Here is a 24,098-nt window from a genome sequence, read left to right as displayed (position 1 = left end):
ACTCAGGATTACATCGTTGTCACGGCAAATTGAATCTACGGCCAACCGCGACGATGCAGCGCGGCGATTAATGAGCATTCCAGGAATCGGACCTTTGGGTGCAAGCGCAATGTGTGCTGCTATTGGAGATGGCAAACAGTTCAAACACGGTCGTGATCTTGCTGCATGGATTGGCCTGGTGCCCCGACAGTACTCGACCGGTGGTAAGCCCACGCTACTAGGCATTAGCAAGCGCGGCAATGCTTACCTGCGACGATTACTCGTGCTGGGCGCACAAACCTGTCTTATGCATCTGGACCGCAGCAGGGACAAGCTGGGAATGTGGCTGACCAGCCTGGAGCACCGTATGCACCATAACAAAGTGGTGATTGCCCTGGCCAACAAGTTGGCCAGGGTTGCCTGGGCGATCCTGACCAAGCCAGCTGCCTCGTATAGGAAACTGGATCCAAAGTTTATCGATTGATGCAGCAGCACTTCTACCTAGTTTGCAGGGACGCAATGGAATGATGACGCAACAGTGGACCGACGCGCTGTAAGCCTTGCCAAAAATGCGGTGCCTTGAGCCCGTACAAACTTATTAGGAACGGTGCGTGCAGATCTCATCATGGCCTGGGCGCTAAAAGCGCCTGACTCGCGAGAGGCCGGATACATTAACGCAAACTGACCAGCGTCAGCAGACCAACGTTTGCCTTGTAAAACGGGGCGGACCATACATTTTTTGAAAGCACATCCTGCAGCATCGCCTTGTCCAGCGACAAATCGGCGACCAGCTTCTTGAGCTTGCTGTTCTCTTCCTCAAGCTGGCGCATCCGACGCAGCTCGGACGGACCCAGGCCACCATACTTCTTCTTCCAGTTATAAAACGTCGCATCACTGATGCCGACCTTGCGGCACACCTCTTCGACCGGGGTCCCCAGTTCGGCTTGCTTGAGCGCAAACGCGATTTGCTGCTCGGTAAACTTGCTCTTCTTCATGGCATGACTCCTACTTCCCAGAGTACAAAATCACACCGAAAATTCTACGTCTGAACGGGACTGTTTATTGGGATACGGTCAAGGTCGTTAAGTAAAGAATGGATACACTTCAAGTTTTCTTGCGCAGTGACGTCAAAAATTTTGATCATCGTGAAACATATATGGGACATGCACATAATGTCAAGCTAGGTCACCATGATCTACTTCAGCTAACCGGAAATGCGTTTAACGTTCAATTTTCCATTGAGGGAGTGCTGATCGAAAACTTGTGGGATGAAGACGTAGAATCGATCTATTTAAATCTCGACGACTTCATTACGGTTCTTTCTAATTGGTACCCAAACACATAGCAGCTTAAGAAGTGAAGTGAAAATTATTTCGCTGGGTAATGGCAATTCTTGTTTCCCGGCCGAAGAAAAATAAATTGGATCAGCCAACATTAATGAAATATATTCCGCTTCAGGTGACGGCAGAAAGTTCATCACATCTACGTCAATAGGTCTGGCACACGACGCAATCTGAAAAGCGGCAAAGGCGAAATCGTCGCCTCCTAGTAAGCCAACTCCGAAATCAACGCCACAATCTCCTCACCATACGTCTCGAGCTTCTTCTCCCCCACGCCCGACACATTGCGCAGATCATTCAGCGAAGTCGGCTTGATCTTGGCAATCTCGCGCATTGTCGCGTCATGGAAAATCACGTACGCCGGCACGTTATGCTTGCGTGCCGTCTCAACGCGCCACCAGCGCAGCTTGTCGAAGATTGCCTGTTCGACGCCCGACAGATCCGTCTCGACGTAACCTTTCGACTTTGTGGCTTCGCGACGCTTCTTCGCGGGTTTTTGGTACTGACGCAACTGCACCTTGCGTTCACCGCGCAGCACCGGGCGTGCTTCATTGGTCAGTTTAAGTGAGCCATAGGCATCGTGGTCGACTTCCACCAGTCCCAGCGCGATCGCCTGGCGCAGGATCGCGCGCCATTCCGCTTCGGTTGTTTCACTACCGACGCCGAATGTTGACAACTTGTCGTGCCGCCATTGCTTGACCTTTTCCGAGCTGACACCGCGCAGCACATCAATCACATGTCCAGCACCAAAGCGCTGATCAACGCGGTAAATCGATGAAAGCAGCTTTTGCATCTGTACCGAACCATCAAAGGAAACCGGCGGGTTCAGGCAGATATCGCAATTGCCGCACGGCCCTGATGGCTGCCCGAAGTAATCGAGCAGGCGTACGCGACGGCAGTTGAGTGTTTCGCACAGTCCGAGCATCGCATCGAGTTTGGCGCTCTGAATGCGTTTGAAGGTGTCATCGGCTTCCGACTCATCGATCATGCGGCGCTGCTGCACCACGTCCTGCAAGCCATAGGCCATCCATGCGTCGGCGGGTGCACCATCACGACCCGCACGTCCGGTTTCCTGATAATACCCTTCTATGCTCTTCGGCAGGTCAAGGTGGGCAACGAAGCGCACGTCGGGTTTGTCGATGCCCATGCCGAACGCGATGGTGGCAACCATGATAATGCCGTCTTCGCGCAGGAAGCGCGCCTGGTTGGCGGTGCGTGCAGACATATCCATGCCGGCATGGTAAGGCAATGCATTGATGCCTTGCGATTGCAGGAATTCGGCGGTCTCTTCGACCTTTTTGCGCGACAGGCAATACACAACACCTGCTTCGCCAGCATGCTCATCGTTGATGAAGTCCAGTACCTGCTTGCGCGCATTGGTTTTCTCGACAATCTGGTAGCGGATGTTCGGGCGGTCGAACGATGATACGAATTGCATCGCGTCGTCGAGTTGCAGGCGATGCGCAATCTCGGCGCGTGTCTGCGGATCGGCAGTCGCGGTCAGGGCGATGCGCGGCACGTCGGGAAAACGCTCATGCAATACCGACAAGCGTATGTATTCCGGCCGGAAGTCATGCCCCCATTGCGAGACGCAATGGGCTTCGTCGATGGCGAACAAGGCAATCTTCGATGCCTCCAGCAACTCCATGCATCGCGGGGTCATCAGCCGCTCAGGTGCAACGTAGATAAGGTCGAGCTCGCCATTGCGAACGCGGCGCTCGGTGCGCATTGCCTCTTCGAAACTCTGTGTGGAATTCAGGAAGGCTGCTCTGACGCCGACTTCGGCGAGCGCATCAACCTGATCCTGCATCAACGCAATTAACGGAGAAACAACCACACCGACGCCATCGCGCAGCAAGGCAGGAATCTGGTAGCACAGGGATTTGCCGCCGCCGGTTGGCATCAGCACAAGCGCATCGCCGCCGCGGGCGACGTGGTCGACGATATCGGCCTGCTGGCCGCGAAACGAGGGATAACCAAATATTGTCTGCAGAATATGCAGTGCGGGATCGTGACTAGGTTGTTCAGGCATCCCGCTATTTTAATTTAGAACGCATCGCATCCCTATCGATGCGATGGTTTTCCGGCGTGATTTCTTTGACGATCCTTCGAATTATTCAGCCCAGACTACCCAGCCGCCATAGGCTGATGCAATCACGACAAAACCGAACACGATGCGGTACCACGCAAACACGGTGAAATCATGCGAGCTGATGTAGCGCAGCAGCCAGCGCACACACAGAAAAGCGGAAACGAAGGCCGACGCTGCACCAATACCGAACCAGGGAAGATCCGCGGCCGAAAGCAGAGCGCGTTCCTTGTACACCGAATAAATCGTCGCGGCGAACAATGTCGGAATCGCCAGAAAAAACGAAAATTCTGTTGCGGCCTTGCGCGACAGGCCGAACATCATGCCACCGATAATGGTCGCGCCAGAGCGGCTGGTGCCGGGAATCAGTGCGAACCCTTGGGCAAGGCCAACCTTGAGAGCATCCATTGCGGTCATGTCGTCGACGCTGTCGACACGAGCCGATGTTGGCATGCGACGGTTGCGACGCTCAACCCAGAGAATGATGAGGCCGCCAATGATAAAGGCAAGCGCCACGGGAACCGGGGCAAACAACACGGCCTTGATGCTCTTATCGAAGAGGAAACCAAGCACGGCGGCCGGGATGAAAGCGATGATCAGATTGATCACCAGCCGTTGCGAGTTGCGATCGGAGCCGAGTCCCGTCAGCACTTTGGCAAGGCGGACGCGGTATTCCCAGCACACTGCCAGCATGGCGCCTGCCTGAATGGCGATTTCAAAGACCTTTACCTTATCCCCGGTGAAGTTGAGAAGACTGCCGGCCAGGATAAGGTGGCCGGTAGAAGAGATCGGCAGGAATTCCGTGAATCCTTCGACAATCCCCATGATGAGCGCTTTGAGTGCTAGCGTAAGGTCCATTGTGTGTGGTGAAGTTCAGATCAATAAAAAACCCGCGGGGGGTGCCTCGCGGGTCGGCAATACAACGGTCAGAGGTATGAGCTTGCCTTAAACCATGCTGGCAAACCTTGCCATGGCTCAAGCCGGCATAGTCCTGCTCGTTATTATTTCACGGGCTCAAAGGTTACCACGACGGAATTTTGCCTTGTGGTGATTCTTGATGGATTAAAAGTCACACCTGCATAACGCAACTCTTCAGGTCGGAATGTATAGAGAGGCAAGTTTTGCAGCATTTGCTCTGCGACAAAACCGCCGATGCGCGTTATCTCGTTCGAATACAAGGGATCCAGACCATTGACAGTGAGGCTTTCTACACGTGGTTCGGCCAGGATAACTGCATTCTTTGCCATGTCGACCTGAGGTTGGCCGGACACTGCGAAATTCCCGGTCCAGGACTGCTTCAGGAAAGGTGGGGATATAGAAATATCCATACTTGTCAAAAGGCGGTTACCTTCCGGCTGCAAGGAGACGCGTGGATTGGTAACCCGGATATCCAGCAATTGCAAATAGCGGTTGTTAAAAGGGAAGCGTTTGGAAATCGATTCCTGCAGTTGTGCCAGCGATATCTCCCGGGTCTGCGGACCGATCATCGTCGCGCACGACACCAGCAGGGACAGGATGAATAGTTGAGACAACCGGCACAGCGTAATCAGCCGGATTTTCATTGTTTCTCCTTCGGGCCAATGTGGACTGGTGCACTAGTCAACTCGTCAATGCATCCAGCCGAGTCAGATACTGCATGGCGTACTCGCGCGAGTCGCCGCACATCTCTATCGACGGCTGTAGACTTTCGCACACCGGCGGGCGTTCGGGTTTGCCGAAGATCATGCATTGGTTTGTGGCGTCAAGTTGCACACAGCGCACACCGGCCGGCTTACCCTCCGGCATGCCGGGAATTGCCGACGAAATTGACGGTGCCGTGCAACAAGCGCCACATCCCGAACGGCACGATAGCTTAGCTTCCTTACTCTTGCTCAAGGCTGCGTTCGTGTCCATACCAAGCATATTCCGTCTTCCATCGTCGACTTACCAAATTCATATCTGTGCCGCCCCGCACTGCCATTCCGAGCAGACCGCAATTCTATCGACTATCCGATATGACGTTGCGGTGTTTTGGGTGATTGTGCTTTGCAAGGCCGGCAGTTCTTGACGCTATAGTCAAGGGAGATTACATTACTGACTCATTAGTAAGTTATTTGGAAAACACTCATTCCCACTATGAATTGCCCGTTTAAAAAGCCGCGCTGGGCACGGCGTAAGGATGCTCGTCCGCAAGAGTTGCTTGCGGCGGCATTGGATCTGTTTGTCGAACGCGGCTATGCAGCGACACGACTGGACGATGTCGCGGCACAGGCCGGTGTTTCCAAAGGCACACTGTATCTGTATTTCACGAACAAGGAAGAATTGTTCAAGGCAGTGGTACGCGAAAACGTGGTGCCCATCCTGGGCGAAGCGGAAAGCATCGTCGATAACTTCCAGGGCCCGACCAGCGAACTGTTTCGCGAAATCGCCTTTGGCTGGTGGGAAAGGATTGGGGGCACCAAGTTATCGGGCATTACCAAGCTGATGATCGCAGAGTCCAGCAACTTCCCTGAAGTGGCAAAGTTTTATCATGACGAGGTGATCACACGCGGCAACGCGATGATCGGGCGTATGCTCGAACGTGGTGTCGCAAGCGGGGAATTTCGTGATATCGACATCAAGCAAAGCTTGAATGTCGTATGTGCCCCGATGATCATGCTGATGCTCTGGAAACATTCTTTTGGCGCGCTTGATGCGGAAGCGATTTCTCCGGAAACCTACCTGAAAAATTTTATCGATCTCTTCCTGCACGGCGTGCTGAAACCTTCCGCCGCGCCGGTGTCCTGACACCCTGCGCAAATGACCTTTTGATCTCCTGATCTTCGGACTCTCCATGCTGAAAAGACGCTCTTTCTGGATCATCCTTATCCTGTGCCTGCTGGCTGCAGGGGTTGCCGGAGCCATGCTGAGGAAGCCGGCGCAGGACAAAGTGCCCCCAACGACGAACGCTGTACAGACTCCGGGCGCGATGGAATTTTTGCCAAGCGATGTGATGCAGGTCGGCGTCGGTGAGCTACGTCATCTGATGCCCTTGTCGGGTTCACTGCGCGCCTTCAACCAGGTCAGTGTCAAGGCGCGCGTCGGCGGCGATATTCGTGAAGTACTGGTGCGCGAAGGCGAAGCGGTGAAATCCGGCCAGGTCCTGGTACGCATGGATACCCGCGATTACCAGGCCCGCCTAGACCAAGCCAGGGGCGCGTTGCAAGCCGCACGCGGCCAGCTCGATATCGCCACCAAGTCACGCGACAACAACAAGGCGCTGCTGGACAAGGGTTTCATATCAAAGAATGCCTTTGATAACGCGGCAAGCCAGTACGACATCGCACGCGCCAACGTCGAATCCGCACGTGGCGCACTCGACTTGGCGGAAAAGGCACTTGGCGACACCGTGATCCGTGCACCTATTGCCGGCCTGGTGTCGAGCCGCATGGTCCAGCCGGGCGAAAAAGTTTCGCCGGACAATCGCCTGCTCGATGTGGTGGATCTTGCGCAAATGGAAATGGAAGCTGCCGTGCCAGCATCGGACATCAGCAATGTCGCACTTGGCCAGGAAGTACAGGTCAAGGTGGAAGGCTTGCCGAAACCGTTTATCGGCAAGGTCGCTCGCATCAACCCGGCGACCCAGTCCGGTTCGCGCTCCATCCTGGTCTATGTGGTGGTCGACAATCCACAAGCCGCGTTGCGCGTCGGTATGTTTGGTGAAGCCCTGCTCACGCTGGCCAGCAAAGCGGGTGTGTTGGCGGTCCCCGCGTCGGCCGTGCAAAAAGACGGCGGCCAAACCTTTGTCTACACCATCGAAAACGGCAAGCTGGCGCGCAGGCCCGTCACGCTCGGTATGAGCGGCAACAACGGCAGCGGCGACGCGGTGGAAATTACTGCCGGCCTTGACAAGGGTGCGCAGATCATCAGGACCAACCTCGGCATGTTACGTCCCGGTACGCCGGTCAAGATTGTTGGAAACGGTCCTGCACCGCAGGCTGCGAGTGCACCGGCCACCTCGCCGGTAGCCAATGCATCGCCTGTACGCAACGGCACCGCACAATAATGCGTTATCACTTCCCACAACCGCGCTGAAGGAAAACACATTTCATGTGGTTCACCCGCATCAGTATTGGCAACCCCGTCCTCGCCACCATGATGATGATGGTACTGGTCGTGCTCGGGCTGTTCTCTTATCAGCGTCTGCGCGTCGACCAGTTCCCTGACATTACTTTTCCCGTGGTCGTGGTTCAGACCGATTATCCGGGTGCATCACCCGAGACAGTGGAATCCGACATTACGCGCAAGGTCGAGGAAAGCGTGAATACCATCAATGGTATTAAAAACCTGTTTTCGCGCTCATATGAAGGCAGCTCAGTCGTCATTATTGAATTCGATCTCACCATCGACCCGGCTCAGGCGGCGCAGGACGTACGCGAAAAAGTTGCACTGGTCAAGACGCTGTTCCGACGTGAAGTAAAGGAACCCCGCGTGATGCGCTTCGATCCGGCCGACCAGCCCATCATGTCGGTGGCCGTGACCAGCGATCCCGTCGTCCAGACGCGCGACATGCGCGAGCTGACCACGATTGCCGACCAGGTGGTGAAGAAGCGCCTGGAGAATGTGCGTGGCGTTGGTTCGGTCTCGCTGGTCGGTGGCGTCAAGCGCGAAATCCAGATCTATGTGAAGCCTTCCGAAATGGAAGCGCTCGGCATCGGCATCGATCAGGTCATCAATGCTCTGCGTAATGAAAACCAGGAACTGCCGACCGGCGCGATCCGTTCGGTCGATGATGAAAAGGTCGTGCAGATCCAGGGGCGCGTCAAGAATCCGCAAGACTTCAATCGCATCATCGTTGCGCGCCGTGGCGGTCAGCCGGTCACGCTGTCGCAGATCGCCACGGTGGTCGATGGGCAGGAAGAACAGGAAAGTCTTGCACTGTATAACGGCAAGCGCACGCTGGCATTGCAAATCCTGAAAGCGCAGGGACAGAACACCATCGACGTCGCCGATGGCATGAACGAAGCGATGAAGGAACTGGAGCCGCGTCTCGCTGCGCTCTATCCGGGCATCAAGATTGAAGTCATCAAGGACAGTTCGCGCCAGATCCGCACCGGCGTCGACAACGTGCGGCGCACGATGCTAGAAGGCGCGGCCCTGACCATTCTGATCGTGTTCCTATTCCTCAACTCGTGGCGCTCGACCGTGATCACCGGGTTGACCTTGCCGGTCGCCATCATCGGTACCTTCCTGTTCATGTACATCTTCGGCTTCACGATCAACATGATTACGCTGATGGCGCTGTCTTTATGTGTGGGCTTGCTGATTGATGACGCCATCGTGGTCCGCGAGAACATCGTTCGCCACGCCGGCATGAAGGTCAATGGCCGCTTCAAGGACCACCGCACCGCGTCGCTCGAAGGCACGGCGGAAATCGGCCTGGCGGTGCTGGCCACTACCTTCTCCATCGTTGCGGTGTTCCTGCCAGTGGGTTTCATGGGCGGCATCATCGGTCGCTTCTTCCATCAGTTCGGCATCACAGTCGTGGCGGCGGTGATGATTTCGATGTTTGTCTCGTTCACGCTTGACCCGATGCTGTCATCCATCTGGAAGGATCCGGCGGTGCATGGTGAGCATGGCAAGCATCGCAATTTGTACGACCGCACCATCGGGCGCGTGCTTGGACAGTTCGACCGGCTCGTGCAGTGGATGTCGCGCACTTACCAGAATTTGCTGGCCTGGTCGCTCAAGCGTCGCGTGCTGACACTGGTGATTGCGATAGCGACCTTTCTCGCCGGTCTTGCGATTCCGGCTACCGGCCTGATCGGTAGCGAATTCGTGCCCCAGGGCGACTATTCCGAAATCGGCGTCACCTATTACACGCCGGTCGGTTCATCACTGGAATTCACTGAAACCAAGAGCCGGCAGGTAGAAGGCATGCTGCGGGAATTTCCCGAAGTGCGTGACCTGTACACCACAATCAATACCGGCTCCGCGCAGGGCAAGAATTACGTCACCACCTTCATGCGCCTGGTGCCGCGCAACGAACGCCAGCGCAGCACCGGCCAGCTCAGCAACCCGATCCGGCAGCGCCTGTTACAGGTCGCCGGTATCACGGTGACCCACGTCGGCTCGCTGGATGGCGTTGGCGGCGACAACAAGCAGTTGCGTCTGAGCCTGCAGGGCACCGACCTGAAACAGCTGGCGCGCCTGACCGACGAAGCGATGACAAAAATCCGCGCGATTCCGGGCGTGGTCGACCTCGACTCCAGCCTGAAAGCGGAAAAGCCGACCATCGCCATCGAGCCGCGCCGTGACATTGGTGCCGACCTCGGCGTTGGCGTGGCACAGATCGGCAATGCGCTGCGCCCCTTGCTGGCAGGCGATGAAACCACGACATGGCGTGCACCTGATGATGAGAATTACAACGTCAAGGTGCGCCTTGCCCCATCGGACCGCAACAATGCCGAGGACTTGTCGCGCCTGATGCTGGCCAGCTCGCAAACCAATGCCGACGGCACGCCGCGCATGGTGGCGCTGCGCCAGGTGGCGACCATTACGCCGTCCACCGGCGCCAACCAGATCAACCGGCGCGACCTGAACCGCGAGGTCGAACTGTCGGCCAACGTGGTCGGCCGCTCCGCCGGCGAAGTCAGCGCCGAGGTGCGCCGCGTTCTCGACGGCATGAACTGGCAGCCCGGCTATCGCTATCAGATGGGCGGCGCGACCAAGAACATGCAGGAGTCCTTCGGCTATGCGTTGTCGGCACTGGCGCTGGCGATCATCTTCATCTACATGATCCTGGCCTCGCAATTCGCCAGCTTCCTGCAGCCGATCGCGATCATGTCGGCACTGCCGATGACACTGATCGGTGTATTCCTCGCGCTGATGTTCTTCCGTTCGACGCTGAACATGTTTTCCATTATCGGTTTCATCATGCTGATGGGCCTCGTAACCAAGAACGCGATCCTGCTGGTCGACTTTGCCAACCAGGCACGCAAGGCCGGTGCCGGGCGTACCGAAGCCCTGCTGGAAGCGGCCCACGTGCGTCTGCGCCCGATCCTGATGACGACATTGGCCATGGTGTTCGGCATGGTGCCGCTGGCCTTTGGCCTTGGCGAAGGTTCGGAACAACGTGCGCCGATGGGCCAGGCGGTGATCGGCGGGATCATCACCTCTTCGCTGCTGACCCTGGTCGTGGTGCCGGTGATTTATACCTATCTTGACGATTTTGCATCATGGGCGCGGCGCAAGTGGCATGGCGCCGAGGCTGACACGCATCAAGGCATCCCAGCAACACCGGTGCTGCAGAGCAAAAATAACGATGCCGTTTGATAAAATAGCGAGTTCGTCTCCAACCCACTATCGAGTCCTGACATGAATATCGAAAAAGCCCGTTTCAACATGATTGAACAGCAGATCCGCCCTTGGGACGTGCTCGCTCCCGATGTGCTCGAGCTGCTGATGGTGGTCAAGCGCGAAGCCTATGTTCCGGATGCCTACAAGAGCCTTGCTTTCGTCGATACGCAGATTCCCTTGCCCGGTGGCGAGTATATGTTTGCACCGAAAATGGAAGCCCGCATCCTGCAGGAAGTCGCACCGAAGAAGCATGAAAACGTTCTCGAAATCGGTGCCGGCACCGGCTACATGGCTGCCCTGCTCGCCCACAAGGCACGCCATGTGACCACTGTGGAAATCAACCCCGAGCTGAAAGCGCTTGCGGAAAAGAACCTGGCTGCCAACGGCGTGAGCAATGTCGATGTGGTGCAAGGCAACGGCGCCCAGGGTTGGGGCAAAGGCGACGCGCAATACGACGTCATCGTGGTGTCCGGCTCGCTGCCGGTGCTGCCGGATGCCTTCCTCAAACAGTTGAAAGTCGGTGGCCGCCTGTTTGTCATCGTCGGCGAACCGCCTGTCATGTCGGCGCAGCTCATCACGCGCACGTCGGATACCGGCTACGACACCGTCAAGGTGTTCGAGACCGATGTCAAGCCGTTGCGCGAAGCTGTCTTGCCGCCGCAATTTACCTTCTGAGATCGACATCATGCAAAACCTGACCGCTCCTGAACTGGCCGTATGGCTTGCCGACGAATCGCGCCAGAAACCGGTGCTGCTGGACGTGCGCGAACCCTGGGAATACCAGACCTGCCATATTGAAGGTTCGGTGCCGATTCCCATGAGCACCGTGCCAGCCCGTATGCAGGAGCTCGATGACGAAGCGACGATCGTCTGCATCTGTCATCACGGCGCACGCAGCATGTCGGTCGCGGCCTTTCTCGAGCGGAATGGATTTGCCAATGTCATCAATCTGACCGGCGGCATCCATGCCTGGGCGTTGCAGGTGGATCAGTCAATGCCGACTTATTAGGCACACCGCGCTGACAGGCATTTGTTAAAACAAGAATTCAACCGTCCCAACTGACTCCCCGGAGAAATTCCAATGCGGAAAACTGCCATCGCCACCCTGCTTGCCGGCGCTTTCATGTCGATCAATGCGTACGCGATCGATCTGCTGCAGGTGTATCGCGAGGCTCTCGCCAATGATGCGGTGTATGCCAGCGCGCGTGCGACGCTGACAGCCGGTCAGGAAAGAGCCGTGCAGGGACGGGCAGGACTGTTGCCCCAGATCGGAGCCGGCGGGAGTTATAACCGCACCAATCTTGATCTGGATGCCGGAGGTATTTCGACCGGCCGCAATTTCAATACCAATGGCTACAGCGTCACCTTGTCTCAACCGCTGTTCCGCGCCGCCAACTGGGAGCAATACCAGCAGGGCAAGCTGTCGGTCGCTGTGAGCGAAGCGCAGTTTGCGCAGGCGCAGCAAGATCTGATCGTGCGCGTATCGCAAGCCTACTTCGACGTACTGGCATCGCAGGATGCGCTGGCTTCGGTGCAGGCACAGAAAAGCGCGATTACCGAGCAGCTTGCATCGGCCAAGCGCAATTTCGAAGTCGGCACCGCGACAATCACCGATACCCATGAGGCGCAGGCACGCTACGACCTCGTGATCGCACAGGAATTTGCCGGCCAGAATGATCTGGAAATCAAGCGCACCGCGCTGCAGCAGATCATCGGCAAGCCACCCGGCGGTCTGGCGACGCTACGTCCCGGCGTCAAGTTGTCAGGACCGGAACCGACCGTTATCGACAACTGGGTGCAAAGCGCCGAACAGCAGAATTATGGCGTGATCGGTCAGCAGCTTGCGCTGGAAATTGCACAGCGAGAAATCAAGCGCAACCGCGCTGGCCATTACCCGACGCTGGATCTGGTGGCGAGCCGCAATCACAGCAACCAGACCGGCAGCCTGACCTCACCGGTCGGCAGCGTGTCCGATACCAATGTCATCGGCGTGCAATGGAATATTCCCCTGTTCGCGGGCTTTGCAGTGGAAAGCCGGGTACGGGAAGCGATTGCACTCGAAGACCGCACTCGTTCCGATCTGGAAAATGCACGCCGTGTGGCGGCGCAAGGTGCACGCCAGGCCTTCCTTGGCGTCAACTCGGGACTCGCTCAAGTGCGCGCACTGGAAGCTGCCGAAATCTCCAGCCAGTCCGCGCTGGAATCCAACCGCCTTGGCTATCAGGTCGGTGTGCGTATCAACATCGACGTATTGAATGCACAGCAACAGCTTTATTCGACACGTCGTGATCTGGCGCGCGCACGCTACGACACGATCGTCAACGGCCTGCGATTGAAATCGGCAGCCGGTGTCCTGAGAGAAGAAGATCTAGCGGTGGTGAATTCGCTATTGGTGCCGTAAGCGGGTTCAAGATGTTGCGCCTGTTACGGCATGACATGGTTTTATCTATAGCGCCACGGTGCAGCAAATTTCTACGCGGATGACGACGCAAGCCTGCGGAGTGAAGGCGCATACCGTAGCGTATCAAGCGCTGCGTCCACCAGGCGTTCGGCATTTTGTGCAAGATCGAATGAAGCCGGCGCAAACAGCCAGTTGTTCAGCAATCCGTGCAGCAGACTGCGCAAGGTGACTGCTGCCAATTTGACATCCAGATCGACGGGCAACTGGCCACGGGCAATCGCATTGGTCAGAATTTGTTCGAGCCGAATATGTCCCTCCATATAGCATTCGGTCTGCCGGATCATGATGGGATCGAGTGGGTCGACGAATTCGCATTTGTGATGCAGGATGTCGAAGACTTTCCTTGAATGCGGATTGTTGACCGCCTCCACCAAGACAAAAATACAGATTTCGCGCAGCCGGGCCAAAGGATCGATTTCATTCCCATCGGCATTGGCTTCCACCATCGCCTCCATCGGCAGGCGAATCCGTTCGCACATGGCGTCGAACAGGTCGCTTTTGTTCTTGAAATGCCAATAGATAGCACCGCGCGTCACGTTGGCGGCATCCGCGACATCGGCCAGCGTCGTACGACTCACGCCGTGCATATGAAAAACTTCTTCTGCCGCATCGAGGATGCGGTTACGTGTTTCCAACGCTTCTTCTTTTGTGTTTCGGGCCATGTCAGGTGCGGTTTTCTCGAGTCAGGTGCGATTTCATTAATAACGATATGATCATCGGTTGCCCGTAAAAGCAGCGTGCCGGGCGTTACATACATTCGCGCATGTATGTATAATAGCACCTTCGCTGCTTGAAAAAAATAACGCCGTTGTGAATAACGCATCCAGCAACCCGCCACCTGCGTATTCCGCTTGCAGCTCCGCAATAACAACCTTACGAGCGACCCTTATGACTTACCTTCGTCAACTATCTTGCATTCTTGCTCTCGCCGGCGCTATATCCGTGCTGTCGGGTTGCGGCGAAAAGTCTGCCAATGCCCAGACGCCAGGCGGCATGCCTCCCCCTGAAGTTTCCGTTGTGACCGTAGCGCCGCAGCGCCTTGTCATGACCACTGAATTACCAGGGCGTATCGAGGCAACCCGCGTCGCGCAGGTACGTGCCCGCGTTCCCGGCATTGTGCTCAAGCGAGTATTCAAGGAAGGCTCCGACGTAAAGGCAGGCGACGTCTTGTTCCGTATCGATCCGGGTCCGTATCAGGCGGCCTTCAATAGTACGGTCGCGGCCGTGGCGAAGGCGGAAGCCAATCTTGCACAGGCGAACCTGAAGGTGCAGCGTTACAAGCCTTTGGTTGAAACCAACGCCATCAGCAAGCAGGAATATGACGACGCGCTGACCGCGCAGAAACAGGCGACCGCCGATCTGGCCACGGCAAAGGCAACACAGGAAACAGCCCGCCTGAATCTTGGTTATGCAACCGTCAACGCGCCGATTTCCGGTCGTATCGGCCGCGCACTGGTGACCGAGGGCGCACTGGTCGGTCAAGGCGAGGCAACGCCGCTGGCAATGATTCAGCAACTGGATCCGGTGTTCGTGAACTTGACCCAGTCCAGCAACGACATGCTCCAACTGCGTCGGGCAATGGCAAATGGCCAACTCAAGCGCGTAGGCAAGGACGAGGCCAAGGTAACGCTGGTGGGTGAAGATGGCCGCCCCTATCCGCATTCCGGCAAGCTGCTGTTCTCGGATGTGGCAGTTGATGAAAGCTCGGGTGCGGTTACCTTGCGCGCCGAGTTTCCCAACCCGGACCGGATGCTGTTACCCGGCATGTATGTGCGTGCTCAGCTTGAGCAGGCTGTGACTGAAAACGCGATTACCGTGCCGCAACAGGCCGTCATGCGTGACATGACTGGCGCATCTGTGATGGTGGTCGGCGCGGATGGCAAGGTTGTGCAGCGTCCCATCAAGGCGGACCGCTCGCAAGGCGACAGCTGGATCGTCAACGAAGGATTGAAGGAAGGCGATCAGGTCATTGTCGAAGGCCTGCAGAAAGCGAAACCGGGCGCGGCCGTCAAGCCGGTACCTTGGAAGAATGCGTCGGCACCGGCACCTGCGGCCGCCGCTGGAGCGCCAGCCGCTGCTCCGGCTACCGGCAGCACACCGGCTGCACCAGCTGCACAAACGACACAGGCAACACAGACAACACAATCAACATCAGCGGCACAACAACAAAAAACGAAATAACGAGTTCGCGTAATCAATGAACCAACCGCAATACGTTTCCTTCATCTGCTGCAGTACGCGCGCCGTTAAGCGCGCGCACTGCGTCACGACCGGCATGGCGCACAGCCACACCGGTCGCGCTCAATAACGGAGCACTGCATGGCAAAGTTTTTTATCGATCGCCCGGTATTCGCCTGGGTAATCGCGCTCTTCATCCTGCTCGCAGGCGCCTTGTCGATCACGCGCCTGCCGATTGCGCAATATCCGACTATCGCTCCGCCAGCGGTACAGATCACCGCCAACTATCCGGGCGCCACCGCGCAAACGCTGGACGAAAGCGTGATCAGCCTGATCGAACAGGAAATGAATGGCGCCGACGGCTTGCAATACATCGAGTCGCAGGCACAGGCCAACGGCCAGGCACAGGTCACGGTGACCTTCCTGCCAGGCACCAACCCCGACCTCGCCGCGGTTGACGTTCAAAACCGCCTCAAGCGCGTCGAAGCACGTCTTCCGCAGGCGGTGACGCAGCAAGGCGTGCAGGTTACCAAGGCCCGCAACAATTTCCTGCTGTTCACCACCTTGTCGTCCACTGATGGCCGACTGGATCCGATCGCGCTGGGTGACTACATTTCGCGCAACGTGCTCAACGAGCTCAAGCGCGTGCCCGGCGTCGGACAGGCACAGCTGTTCGGTACCGAAAGAGCCATGCGTATCTGGATCGACCCGGCCAAGCTGGTGGGTCTGAAGCTCACTACCGCCGACGTCAACACTGCAATTCGCAGCCAGAATGCGCAGGTTGCATCCGGTACCCTGGGCGACTTGCCCAACCCGAATACGCAACAGGTCACGGCGCCGATCGTCATTACCGGTCAGCTTTCCACGCCTGAAGAGTTCGGCAACATCGTGCTGCGCGCCAATCCTAACGGCTCCACTGTACGTTTGCGCGATGTCGCGCGTATCGAAATCGGCGGGCAGGTGTATGCGACCTCGGCCCGCCTGAATGGCCAGCCGACTGCCGCCGTCGGCGTACAGTTGTCACCGACGGCTAATGCGCTTGCGACGGCGAAGGCAGTGCGTCAGCGTATGGATGAACTGTCGCGCTACTTCCCGACGGGCGTGAAGTACGAAATTCCGTACGACACTTCCAAGTTCATCCAGATCTCGATCGAGGAAGTCGTCAAGACATTGATTGAGGCGATCATCCTGGTGTTCCTGGTGATGTATCTGTTCCTCCAGAACTTCCGCTATACCCTGATCCCGACCATCGTCGTGCCGGTTGCGCTGATGGGTACCTTTGCGACGATGCTGCTGTTCGGTTTTTCGATCAACGTGCTGACGATGTTCGGCATGGTGCTGGCGATCGGTATCCTCGTCGATGATGCGATCGTCGTCGTGGAAAACGTCGAGCGCATCATGAGCGAGGAAGGTCTGTCGCCACGTGACGCGACACGCAAGGCGATGGGCCAGATCACCGGAGCGATCGTCGGCATCACGCTGGTGCTGATCGCGGTGTTCCTGCCGATGGCCATGTTCGGCGGCGCAGTTGGTGCGATCTATCGCCAGTTCTCGTTGTCGATGGTGTCGTCAATGGTGTTCTCCGCCCTGATGGCGCTGACCCTGACACCGGCACTCTGCGCCACGCTGCTCAAGCCTGTCGAAGCAGGCCATCACCATGAAAAGCGCGGCTTCTTCGGCTGGTTCAATCGCCGCTTCAACAAGACCGCAAACAGCTATCAGGGCGTGGTCGCACGCATGCTTCCCAGGGCTGGCCGCTACATGATCATTTTTGCGCTGATCGTTGGCATCGTCGGCTTGCTGTATGTGCGCATGCCAACTTCCTTCCTGCCGCAGGAAGACCAGGGTTACCTGATCACCAACATCCAGTTGCCGCCGGGCGCAAGCGCGAACCGTACCGTGGAGGTGCTGGAGCAGGTTGAGCAGTATTACCTGAAGCAACCGGGCGTGGAACGCGTGGTTGGCGTGCTCGGCTTCAGCTTCTCGGGTAGCGGCCAGAATGCTGCACTGGTGTTCACTCCGTTGAAGGACTGGTCGGAGCGCGACGCGAGCCAGTCGGCCGAAGCGATTGCCGGCAAGGCTTTCGGCGCCTTCTCGCAGATCAAGGATGCGATCGTGTTCCCGCTGAGCCCGCCGCCGATCCCCGAACTGGGTAACGCAACCGGCTTCACCATGCGCCTGCAGGATCGCGGTGGCGTCGGCCACGATGCGCTGCTTGCCGCGCGTAACCAGTTGATGGGCATGGCAGGACAGAGCAAGGTGGTGGCCGGCGTACGTCCGGAAGGACTGGAAGACACGCCACAGTTGCAACTCAACATTGACCGCGACAAAGCAAATGCATTGGGCGTGACCTTTGCCGATATCAATGCAACGCTGTCGACCTCGCTGGGTTCGTCGTACATCAACGACTTCCCGAACCAGGGCCGCCAGCAACGCGTCGTGGTCCAGGCTGAAGCACAGACACGCATGCAGCCCGAAGACCTGCTGCAGCTCTATGTGCGCAATTCTCAGGGTGCGATGGTGCCGTTCTCGGCGTTCACGTCCTCCAAGTGGATCCAGGGTCCGGTGCAACTGTTCCGCTACAACGGCTATCCGGCAATGAAGATTTCCGGTGGCCCAGCACCGGGACGCAGTACCGGTGAAGCGATGGAAGAAATGGAACGCCTGGTGAGTCAGCTTCCCGCAGGCATCGGCCTCGAATGGACTGGCCAGTCGCTGGAAGAAAAGACCTCCGGCGCACAGGCTCCGGCACTCTTTGCGCTGTCGCTGCTCGCGGTGTTCCTGGTGCTGGCAGCGTTGTATGAAAGCGCAACGATTCCGATCGCTGTGCTGCTGGTGGTGCCGCTCGGTATTCTCGGTGCACTGCTCGGCGCCACGCTGCGCGACATGCCGAACGACGTGTACTTCAAGGTGGGGCTGATTGCGATTATCGGCCTGTCGGCGAAGAACGCGATTCTGATCATCGAGTTTGCAAAGGATCTGCAGGCGGAAGGACGCGATCTGTTCGACGCGACGCTGGAAGCGGTACATCTCCGATTCAGGCCGATCATCATGACCTCGCTCGCGTTCATCCTCGGCGTGCTGCCGCTGGTGATCGCGTCCGGCGCAGGCTCCGCCAGCCAGCGTGCAATCGGTACCGGCGTCATGGGCGGCATGATTACCGCGACCGTGCTCGCCGTGTTCCTGGTGCCGGTATTCTTTGTGATCGTGCGCCGACTGTTCAAGGACAGCGAACGCCAGAAGCGTTTCCACGCCGAGCATTCGCACCTGCATTTGCAAGAGGAAGCCCAACAATGATGAAACGACTCACTTCTGCCCTGCTGCTTGCCGGCGTGCTGACCGGCTGCTCGCTGGCGCCGACCTACCAGCGGCCTGAGGCACCGATCGCGACCGCCTTTCCGGCTGATCCCGGTCAGGGCGCGGCTGCGGCCAGCACCACCGGCTGGCGTGAATTCTTTCCGGACCAGCGCTTGCAGGCGCTGATTACCGCCGCACTGGATAACAATCGCGACCTGCGCATTGCCGCCTTGCGTATTGAAGAAGCGCGTGCTCAGTACAACATTCAGTCGGCCGACCTGTTACCGACCTTTAACGCGGGCGTGAGCGGAACACGGGCGCGCACGGCTGCCGGAGTCAGCCCGCTGGGCGTGTCGACGGTCGGCACCGCGTATCAGGTTGGCCTGAGCCTTGCCTCGTTTGAACTGGATTTCTTTGGCCGCGTGCGCAGCCTGAACGATGCTTCGCTCGCGCAATTCCTCGCTACCGAGGAAGCCGCGCGATCGGCTCGCATTTCCCTGATCGCCGAAGTGGCCAAAGCCTATCTGGCGGAACGTGCGTTTGCCGAGCAGTACGATCTGGCGCGTCAGACCTTTGAAAGCCGGCAGACTGCCTATAAGCTTGCCCAGCAACGTTTCGAGGTAGGTGCCTCGTCCGCACTCGATTTGCGCCAGAACGAAACCCTGGTGCAGACTGCGCGCGCTTCGCTGGCAACACTGGCACGCCAGCGTGCACAGGCCGCCAACGCGCTGACCTTGCTGGTTGGGCGTCCGCTGAACGACCTGCCTCCGCCATCGAGCCTGTCTGAACAAAACATCGTGACAGACATTCCTTCCGGCTTGCCGTCAGAACTGCTGACACGCCGTCCCGATATCCGTGGAGCCGAACAGCGTCTGCTGGCGTCGAACGCAAACATCGGTGCGGCACGAGCCGCATTTTTCCCGCGTATCTCACTGACCGCCGGCATTGGTACCGCCAGTTCGGAACTGTCCGGCCTGTTCGAAACGGGTTCCCGCACCTGGTCGTTCGCGCCATCGCTGGTATTGCCAATATTCGATGCGGGCCGCAACAGCGCCAACCTGGATATCGCGCAAGTGCGCAAGAACGTTGCAGTGGCTGACTATGAAAAAACCATCCAGACCGCATTCCGTGAAGTATCGGATGCACTGGTCGCACGCGCCACACTGGAAGAGCAGATCGATGCACAGCGTGCGGTGCAGGAAGCGCAAGCGGAACGTCTCAAGCTGGCCGATCAGCGTTATCAGGCCGGCGTGTCGAGTTCGCTCGATGTGCTCGATGCGCAGCGTGAATTGTTTTCGGCACAGCAGTCGCTGGTTCAGGCGCGATTGCTGCGTCTGACGAATGCGATCGATTTGTATCGCTCGCTGGGTGGCGGCTTGAATGAAGTGACGGTTGCGCAGACGAAGTAAGTCGGAATAAGAAGACGTTATTTGAATGGCCTGTCGGTTGGTTAACGACAGGCCATTTTTACGTCTGCGCTGCAAAATTACATCTCTGGCCTAGCATCTGATGCGGTAAGGTGGCTACCGCAAAGTAGAGATACTGCTTTGTTGCGGCTGCATCTACCGCGTTATTTCGACGAAGTATTGATCATCATGCGGATATGCTCAACAGCTTCCTTTACATCGCGGTTCCCTGGGTGCTGCTTTGCGTATAACGCCGCACGCTGCAACAAAATGTCGAAGCGATTTCGTTGACCGACTTCGCTAACGAACTGTGGTGCGTAACCTGAAGTGAGGACAGCGATGATCTTCCGAGGGTCCGCGCGCTCTTCAGAAAGTTTCGACATAATCAACTCACTGCTGTTTTTGTTAAGTCCGGCGCCCCGCATCGTAGCAAGCGCTCGTATCCAGGCTGCATACCGAAGTCCTTCAATAACGTCATACTGGCCAACGGCTTGACTGAATGTCGGCTCCGATTCGGCAAGGAGACTGGCTACTTCGGCACGCGCATCCGGTCGAAGATTTTTGGCAATATCCGGACTATTCACTGTCATCGTTATAATTTCGGCCGCATACCGATTTTTTGCATTTCGGATCTCACCGAGGATTTTCAACTGCTCATCCGCTTCGCTGAATGCTACCGCGTGAGCGAGTTCACCATAGTAGCCATCAGTATCGATTAATCCTCGATTCTTAGCTGACAGCAGAACTTCGCGTTTATCCGGAACATTTACCAGCCGGGATAATGCCAAAGTCGCCGCTGTCGCAACTTCACGATCGCCTGAATTTACATGTCCCTGAAGATCGCGCGCGATGGTGTCATTCAAGCCAGTCTTGTTGTCATAGGTATGTTGTTGAGCCAGGATACGGATGAGCGCAACTTTTTCTTCCTTTGTGATCCTGGATGCTAACAATCCACTTACTGACTTAACACTGTCCGAATTTTTTGGAAGCCCATAAGCGGCAACTCTGTCGAGCAACTCTCTTCCATCTTTTGGATTGTTACGATACTGGGAATTGTATTTCTCAAAAAGGGCTTGACCTTGACCGACCTGTTCCATGGTCCCACTACGGGATTGAGGATTTGATAACGTTGAGCTGGTCTGCGCATTAGCCCCACCGCATCCATATAGCACGATGCAGGCCACCGTTAGAATCAGTCGTTTCATGTCAATCTCCGCTAGCAAATCGGTTAATCGCGCTAAACCCATTTAATCAATTTGATATTTAACTTTGCGTCGTTTGTCTAGTTCTTCAAAGCATTCCATATGTTTGCAGGTGTCGGAAACATCGTATCGATATTGTAAGTCCGCGCAGACTACGCTATAAGAACAGGCGGCTTTTTGTACCACGCGTTTTCGTTGTAGTTAGTGGTTGTACTGAACAGCGCTGTACGAAGGTATCGCAGCGGAACTGTCCCCGCATTACGGTTAGCAGAGTGAGAGAAGGCAAATCAAAGACTTTAAATATCAATCAACGGTCGCAGTAACTCCATCGTCCGAGCCGTAGCACCACGATGCTGACGCGCAAACGCCGACGCTTTTTCTCCCATCGCACGGCGCTCTGCATCGGTAGACAAAAGACGTTGCGCTACGCTGACCATCACCTTTGCATCGTTCACCCTCAACGCCGCGCCCGCCGCAACTGCATCATCGCTGACCTCGGCAAAGTTGAACGTATGCTGTCCGATCAGCACCGGTTTGCCGATGGCGCACGCTTCAATCAGATTTTGCCCGCCCAGCGGCATGAGACTACCACCGATAAACGCGAGGTCGCAGGCGGTGTAATAAGCAAACATTTCGCCCATTGAATCACCAAGCAACACTCGCGTATCGGCCGATACCGGAGCATCGCCCATGGCGGAACGACGGACCAGCGACAGCCCTCGCTCCTGCACCATCTGCGCCACTTCATTGAATCGCTGTGGATGCCTTGGAACGAGAAGCAGCAAGGCATCGCTTGCAGGCGCGGCCTGCCATGCGTCGAGTATCAACGCCTCTTCGCCTTCACGTGTACTTGCACAGAGCATCACTGGTCGAGAGCCGATTTGCGAGCGCATTATCCTGCCCTTCTCGACGGCATGCTCCGGCGGCGTCACATCGAACTTTACGCTGCCGGTGACCTGCACGCTTGGCGCGCCAAGTGACGAAAGTCGTTCGGCATCAGCTTGCGTTTGCGCGGCTACGATCGTCATCGCATGCGCCGCATCGATCATCAACGCAGACAGGCGCTGCGCTTTTTTCAGTGACCGTTCAGAGAGTCGTGCGTTGACGAGGGCAACCGGTACACGATGTTTCGTGCATTGCGCCATCACGTTCGGCCATACCTCGGTTTCCATGAGAATGCAGATACGTGGCTTGAAATAACGAAGAAATCGTCCGACCATCCAGCCCGTGTCATAGGGCAGATAGGACTGCACAACCCGGCCTCCGTGTTTGCCGAACAATGATTGTCCGGTCGCACGCCCGGTTGGCGTCATATGCGTGAGCAGGATGGCATGTGCCGGATAAGCCTGCAGCAGCGCATCCACCAGCGGTTCGGCTGCACGCGTTTCGCCTACCGACACCGCATGGACCCAGATGAATGACTGAGCCTTGCTTTGCCGATAAAAGCCGAAGCGCTCACCGAGATGATGACGATAGCCAGGTTCTTTTTTGCCGCGCAGCCAAAGCCGACCGACGACCAGCGGCAGGGCGAGCCACCATGCCAGGGAATAGAGTATGCGCGCCATTACATCGTCGTCCTGACCGGCAAAGCCTTAACGCCTGGCATTGGCGCGCCCAAGCAGACTGGTGATGGCCGTCGACACGTCAGGCACCGACGGCGGCGTGCCCTGGTCACCAAGATTGATGATATTGCTCGACCAGTTACCTTCGGTCTTCCAGCGCGGCGAATCGCAATAGAGCTCGATGGTGGGCCGATTGTACGCGGCGGCGATATGCGTAAGGCCTGTATCGACGCCAATGGCGAGTGCGGCCCGCTGTGCAAACAATACTGCTTCCATCATCGGCAGTTTCGGCAGGACCTTTGCATCAGGCATCTGCGCGGCAAGTGCCTTTGCAGCTTCATGTTCTGCGTCATTTCCCCAGGCGAGCAGCACCGGCAGATGACGTTCAGCCATCAGGCGCGATACCTGTATCCAGTTATCCGGAGCCCATTGCTTGGATGCGCGCGCAGTGCCGTGAAAGAAGGCCGCGTATGGCCGGTCCGGCAGCCACGCCGGCAATACATCGAAATGCGGGGACTGCAGCATGAAGTCTGCCGGCGTGTCGACACGATAGCCAAGGCCTGCGGCCGCGACCAGCCGGCCACGCAATACTGCATGGGTACGCACATCGACCGGCACGCTTTTGGTATGAAAAATACGCGAAGCGCCTTCATAGCCTGATCCTTCGGTGCCGTTGGCAAGGCCAACGCGCTGGCCATTGACCACCACGCGCGCCATGCGCATCACAATGCCAGTCTTTAGCAAGCCCTGGGTATCGAAAACCACGTCGTACTCTTCCTTGCGTATGCGCCGGTGGAATTCACCCATCTCTGTACGTGTCGCTGGCGCAAAGAGACTTTTGCGCCAGCGCCGCAACGCATACGGAATCACATGCCGCACGCCCTTGTTCAAGCGTACGAGATTAACGTAGGCCTCTTCTACTACCCAGTCGATCTGGGCGTCCGGATAGTGGCGCAGGATATCCGCCACCATCGGCATGTTGTGAACGACATCGCCGAGTGACGATACGCGGACGATCAGGATCTTCACGATGAACGCGAGTCAGAACGACGAGGCATCAAAAGGACAACACGGCATCCGGCTTGGCGGCCAGGATCGCTTGCTTGAACTGGTTCTGAATGCGCTGCAATGCTGCTTCGGTTTCTCCCTCAAAGCGCATCACCACCACCGGTGTGGTGTTGGATGAACGCGCCAGTCCGAACCCATCCGCATACTCGACCCGCAAGCCATCGATGGTGACGATCTGCTCGGCATCCGGAAACTTCGC

18 protein-coding genes and 2 pseudogenes are annotated in these 24,098 nt (G+C 57.1%); 10 read left to right on the top strand and 10 right to left on the bottom strand.

Annotated elements, in window-relative coordinates; translation table 11 throughout:
• Nucleotides 1-463, top strand: a 463-nt coding sequence (locus ACFQUU_RS27645; protein ID WP_382251687.1) for an IS110 family transposase, incomplete at its 5' end; no start/stop codon positions are given.
• A 247-nt stretch (nt 464-710) separates the two neighbouring features.
• Here the strand turns inward: ACFQUU_RS27645 and ACFQUU_RS27640 are convergent.
• The 5 genes and pseudogenes from ACFQUU_RS27640 to ACFQUU_RS27620 form a co-directional block, all read right to left on the bottom strand.
• A pseudogene (locus ACFQUU_RS27640) lies at nt 711-974 on the bottom strand (transposase); the annotation flags it as partial.
• Between the two features lie 550 nt (nt 975-1,524).
• Nucleotides 1,525-3,351 (bottom strand): DNA helicase RecQ, encoded by a 1,827-nt coding sequence (gene recQ / locus ACFQUU_RS27635; RefSeq protein WP_382251685.1) that lies wholly within the window; start codon nt 3,349-3,351, stop codon nt 1,525-1,527.
• An 81-nt stretch (nt 3,352-3,432) separates the two neighbouring features.
• Nucleotides 3,433-4,266 carry an undecaprenyl-diphosphate phosphatase gene (locus tag ACFQUU_RS27630; protein WP_382251684.1) on the bottom strand — a complete coding sequence of 278 codons (834 nt, stop codon included), beginning with the start codon at nt 4,264-4,266 and terminating at the stop codon, nt 3,433-3,435.
• Nucleotides 4,267-4,409: 143 nt separating this feature from the next.
• Nucleotides 4,410-4,970, bottom strand: coding sequence for a DUF1439 domain-containing protein (locus tag ACFQUU_RS27625; protein ID WP_382251683.1), 561 nt, complete (start codon nt 4,968-4,970; stop codon nt 4,410-4,412).
• 37 nt (nt 4,971-5,007) lie between these two features.
• Nucleotides 5,008-5,301: a YkgJ family cysteine cluster protein gene (locus ACFQUU_RS27620; RefSeq protein ID WP_382251681.1), complete on the bottom strand. Its 294-nt coding sequence runs from the start codon at nt 5,299-5,301 to the stop codon at nt 5,008-5,010.
• A gap of 222 nt (nt 5,302-5,523) precedes the next feature.
• Here ACFQUU_RS27620 and ACFQUU_RS27615 point away from each other — a divergent pair, with 222 nt between their 5' ends.
• From ACFQUU_RS27615 to ACFQUU_RS27590, 6 genes are all read left to right on the top strand, one after another.
• On the top strand, nt 5,524-6,174 hold the full coding sequence (locus ACFQUU_RS27615; RefSeq protein ID WP_382251679.1) for a TetR family transcriptional regulator: 651 nt from the start codon (nt 5,524-5,526) through the stop codon (nt 6,172-6,174).
• A gap of 46 nt (nt 6,175-6,220) precedes the next feature.
• A complete protein-coding gene (locus ACFQUU_RS27610; RefSeq protein ID WP_382251678.1) occupies nt 6,221-7,432 on the top strand; it encodes an efflux RND transporter periplasmic adaptor subunit in 1,212 nt (403 codons plus the stop codon).
• Between the two features lie 44 nt (nt 7,433-7,476).
• Nucleotides 7,477-10,701, top strand: coding sequence for an efflux RND transporter permease subunit (locus ACFQUU_RS27605; RefSeq protein ID WP_382251677.1), 3,225 nt, complete (start codon nt 7,477-7,479; stop codon nt 10,699-10,701).
• Between the two features lie 42 nt (nt 10,702-10,743).
• On the top strand, nt 10,744-11,400 hold the full coding sequence (locus tag ACFQUU_RS27600) for a protein-L-isoaspartate O-methyltransferase (RefSeq protein ID WP_382251676.1): 657 nt from the start codon (nt 10,744-10,746) through the stop codon (nt 11,398-11,400).
• 10 nt (nt 11,401-11,410) lie between these two features.
• Entirely contained in the window at nt 11,411-11,734 is a 324-nt protein-coding gene (locus tag ACFQUU_RS27595) for a rhodanese-like domain-containing protein (RefSeq protein WP_382251674.1), read from the top strand.
• Between the two features lie 72 nt (nt 11,735-11,806).
• Nucleotides 11,807-13,126, top strand: coding sequence for a TolC family outer membrane protein (locus ACFQUU_RS27590; RefSeq protein ID WP_382251671.1), 1,320 nt, complete (start codon nt 11,807-11,809; stop codon nt 13,124-13,126).
• Nucleotides 13,127-13,197: 71 nt separating this feature from the next.
• On the opposite strand, the gene ACFQUU_RS27585 is transcribed toward ACFQUU_RS27590, so the two are convergent.
• Nucleotides 13,198-13,848, bottom strand: coding sequence for a TetR family transcriptional regulator (locus tag ACFQUU_RS27585; RefSeq protein ID WP_382251669.1), 651 nt, complete (start codon nt 13,846-13,848; stop codon nt 13,198-13,200).
• Nucleotides 13,849-14,074: 226 nt separating this feature from the next.
• Between ACFQUU_RS27585 and ACFQUU_RS27580 the strand changes: the two genes are divergently transcribed.
• The 3 genes from ACFQUU_RS27580 (at nt 14,075) to ACFQUU_RS27570 (ending at nt 20,070) form a co-directional block, all read left to right on the top strand.
• The gene (locus tag ACFQUU_RS27580; RefSeq protein WP_382251666.1) at nt 14,075-15,367 is read left to right on the top strand and encodes an efflux RND transporter periplasmic adaptor subunit; all 1,293 of its coding nucleotides are present in this window, start codon (nt 14,075-14,077) and stop codon (nt 15,365-15,367) included.
• Nucleotides 15,368-15,505: 138 nt separating this feature from the next.
• Nucleotides 15,506-18,661, top strand: a complete 3,156-nt coding sequence (locus ACFQUU_RS27575; RefSeq protein ID WP_382251663.1) for an efflux RND transporter permease subunit — start codon at nt 15,506-15,508, stop codon at nt 18,659-18,661.
• Nucleotides 18,658-20,070, top strand: coding sequence for an efflux transporter outer membrane subunit (locus ACFQUU_RS27570; RefSeq protein WP_382251661.1), 1,413 nt, complete (start codon nt 18,658-18,660; stop codon nt 20,068-20,070). The genes ACFQUU_RS27575 and ACFQUU_RS27570 overlap by 4 nt, the downstream gene beginning before the upstream one ends.
• Before the next feature lie 161 nt (nt 20,071-20,231).
• Here ACFQUU_RS27570 and ACFQUU_RS27565 read toward each other — a convergent pair whose 3' ends face one another.
• The 4 genes and pseudogenes from ACFQUU_RS27565 to ACFQUU_RS27550 all read right to left on the bottom strand — a co-directional run.
• Nucleotides 20,232-21,272: a hypothetical protein gene (locus tag ACFQUU_RS27565; protein ID WP_382251659.1), complete on the bottom strand. Its 1,041-nt coding sequence runs from the start codon at nt 21,270-21,272 to the stop codon at nt 20,232-20,234.
• Between the two features lie 293 nt (nt 21,273-21,565).
• On the bottom strand, nt 21,566-22,834 hold the full coding sequence (waaA, locus tag ACFQUU_RS27560; RefSeq protein ID WP_382251657.1) for a lipid IV(A) 3-deoxy-D-manno-octulosonic acid transferase: 1,269 nt from the start codon (nt 22,832-22,834) through the stop codon (nt 21,566-21,568).
• 27 nt (nt 22,835-22,861) lie between these two features.
• On the bottom strand, nt 22,862-23,860 hold the full coding sequence (gene waaC / locus ACFQUU_RS27555; RefSeq protein WP_382251655.1) for a lipopolysaccharide heptosyltransferase I: 999 nt from the start codon (nt 23,858-23,860) through the stop codon (nt 22,862-22,864).
• A gap of 28 nt (nt 23,861-23,888) precedes the next feature.
• Nucleotides 23,889-24,098 (bottom strand): annotated as a pseudogene (locus tag ACFQUU_RS27550) (phosphomannomutase/phosphoglucomutase); the annotation flags it as partial.

The organism is Herbaspirillum sp. GCM10030257 (assembly GCF_042666555.1).
Taxonomy (GTDB): domain Bacteria; phylum Pseudomonadota; class Gammaproteobacteria; order Burkholderiales; family Burkholderiaceae_D; genus Noviherbaspirillum.
This window is presented reverse-complemented; position numbering and strand designations above follow the sequence as displayed.

Excerpts from the sequence above, each read along its gene's own strand:
- recQ (WP_382251685.1), bottom strand. The coding sequence starts at position 3,351 with ATGCCTGAACAACCTAGTCACGATCCCGCACTGCATATTCTGCAGACA.
- ACFQUU_RS27630 (WP_382251684.1), bottom strand. The coding sequence starts at position 4,266 with ATGGACCTTACGCTAGCACTCAAAGCGCTCATCATGGGGATTGTCGAA.
- ACFQUU_RS27625 (WP_382251683.1), bottom strand. The coding sequence starts at position 4,970 with ATGAAAATCCGGCTGATTACGCTGTGCCGGTTGTCTCAACTATTCATC.
- ACFQUU_RS27620 (WP_382251681.1), bottom strand. The coding sequence starts at position 5,301 with ATGGACACGAACGCAGCCTTGAGCAAGAGTAAGGAAGCTAAGCTATCG.
- ACFQUU_RS27615 (WP_382251679.1), top strand. The coding sequence starts at position 5,524 with ATGAATTGCCCGTTTAAAAAGCCGCGCTGGGCACGGCGTAAGGATGCT.
- ACFQUU_RS27610 (WP_382251678.1), top strand. The coding sequence starts at position 6,221 with ATGCTGAAAAGACGCTCTTTCTGGATCATCCTTATCCTGTGCCTGCTG.
- ACFQUU_RS27605 (WP_382251677.1), top strand. The coding sequence starts at position 7,477 with ATGTGGTTCACCCGCATCAGTATTGGCAACCCCGTCCTCGCCACCATG.
- ACFQUU_RS27600 (WP_382251676.1), top strand. The coding sequence starts at position 10,744 with ATGAATATCGAAAAAGCCCGTTTCAACATGATTGAACAGCAGATCCGC.
- ACFQUU_RS27595 (WP_382251674.1), top strand. The coding sequence starts at position 11,411 with ATGCAAAACCTGACCGCTCCTGAACTGGCCGTATGGCTTGCCGACGAA.
- ACFQUU_RS27590 (WP_382251671.1), top strand. The coding sequence starts at position 11,807 with ATGCGGAAAACTGCCATCGCCACCCTGCTTGCCGGCGCTTTCATGTCG.
- ACFQUU_RS27585 (WP_382251669.1), bottom strand. The coding sequence starts at position 13,848 with ATGGCCCGAAACACAAAAGAAGAAGCGTTGGAAACACGTAACCGCATC.
- ACFQUU_RS27580 (WP_382251666.1), top strand. The coding sequence starts at position 14,075 with ATGACTTACCTTCGTCAACTATCTTGCATTCTTGCTCTCGCCGGCGCT.
- ACFQUU_RS27575 (WP_382251663.1), top strand. The coding sequence starts at position 15,506 with ATGGCAAAGTTTTTTATCGATCGCCCGGTATTCGCCTGGGTAATCGCG.
- ACFQUU_RS27570 (WP_382251661.1), top strand. The coding sequence starts at position 18,658 with ATGATGAAACGACTCACTTCTGCCCTGCTGCTTGCCGGCGTGCTGACC.
- ACFQUU_RS27565 (WP_382251659.1), bottom strand. The coding sequence starts at position 21,272 with ATGAAACGACTGATTCTAACGGTGGCCTGCATCGTGCTATATGGATGC.
- waaA (WP_382251657.1), bottom strand. The coding sequence starts at position 22,834 with ATGGCGCGCATACTCTATTCCCTGGCATGGTGGCTCGCCCTGCCGCTG.